General features: G+C 74.1%; 1 protein-coding gene. It reads right to left on the bottom strand.

Features of this window, described 5'->3' with window-relative positions; translation table 11 throughout:
* Positions 1-19: 19 nt before the first annotated feature.
* Complete coding sequence (locus CCN44_RS42025) at positions 20-1480, bottom strand: alpha/beta hydrolase (protein WP_086704531.1); 1461 nt, start codon at positions 1478-1480, stop codon at positions 20-22.
* Positions 1481-1489: the final 9 nt, after the last annotated feature.

Raw genomic sequence — 1489 nt, 5'->3', positions numbered from 1 at the left:
TCCGGGGCCGGGGGCGGGGCTATGAGCAGCGTTTTCCGGGGGGCGGCGGGGTGCCGCGCAGGAGGTAGGTGTCGATCGCCGAGTCGATGCAGGCGCTGCCCCGGCCGTACGCCGTGTGGCCGTCGCCGTCGTAGGTCAGGAGGCGGGCCGAGGAGAGCTGGGCGGCCAGGGACTTGGCCCAGCGGTACGGCGTCGCGGGGTCGCGCACCGTGCCGACCACCACGATCGGCGCCGCCCCCTTCGCCTCGATGCGGTGCGGCTCGCCGGTCGCCCGCACCGGCCAGTACGTGCAGTTCAGGGTGGCCCAGGCCAGAGCCGGCCCGAAGACCGGGGACGCCTTCTCGAACGCGGGGAGCGCCTTCTGGACGTCCTCGGGGCCGGTGAAGGCCGGCGGCAGGTCCAGGCAGTTCACGGCGGCGTTGGCCATCATCAGATTGCTGTAGCGGCCGCTCGCGTCGCGCTCGTAGTAGCTGTCGGCGAGGGACAGCAGGCCGGCGCCGTCGTTCTTCTTCATCGCCGAGGTCAGCGCCCGGCGCAGCTGCCCCCAGGCCCCCTCGTCGTACATCGACGCGATCACTCCGGTGGTGGCCAGCGCCTCCCCCAGCTTGCGGCCGTCCGCGTCACCGGTCGGGACGGGGTGGGCGTCCACCTTGCGGAAGAACGCCTGAAGGCGGTCGCCGACCCGCGCGGGCGTGGTGCCCCTGCCGCCGAGCGGGCAGTCGGCGTGCCGTACGCAGTCCTTGGCGAAGGCCTGGAAGGCCGTCTCGAAGCCCGCCGTCTGGTCCAGGTTCAGCCTGCGGGCGTCCAGGGACGGGTCCATCGCCCCGTCCAGCACCATCCGGCCGACCCGCCGGGGGAACAGTCCGGCGTAGGTCGCCCCGAGGAACGTGCCGTACGACGCCCCGACGTAGGTCAGCTTCCGGTCCCCGAGCACCGCCCGCAGGATGTCCATGTCGCGGGCCGCCTCGACGGTGGAGACGTGCCGCAGCAGCCGCGCCGAGCGGGTCCCGCAGCCCTCCGCGAACTTGCGGTCGGCCGCGACCAGCGCGTCCCGCTCCTTCTCGTCGTCGGGGGTCTGGTCCGTCTGCGTGTACGCGTCCATCTGGCGTCCGCTGAGGCATTCGACGGGCTCGCTGCGGGCGACGCCCCGCGGGTCCATCGCCACCATGTCGTAGCGGGCGCGGACCCGCTCCGGGTAGCCGACGCCGGCGTACTGCTGGAGGTACCCGACCGCCGAACCGCCCGGGCCGCCCGGGTTGACCATCAGCGACCCGAGCGGCTTCCCCTTGCCGGTGGCCTTCTTGCGGGCGACGGCCAGCCGGACGTCCCCCGCGGCGGGGTCGTCGTAGTCCAGCGGGGCCTTCATCGTCGCGCACTGGAATCCGGGGGCACCGCAGTCGCGCCACCGCAGCCGCTGGCCGTAGTACGACGTCAGCGCCGACGGCGTCGAACGCGGCAGCTCGGCGAGCGCCGCCTCCACCGCGCCGCC

The sequence above is a fragment of the Streptomyces tricolor genome, from assembly GCF_002155905.1.
Lineage (GTDB): Bacteria > Actinomycetota > Actinomycetes > Streptomycetales > Streptomycetaceae > Streptomyces > Streptomyces tricolor.
This window is presented reverse-complemented; position numbering and strand designations above follow the sequence as displayed.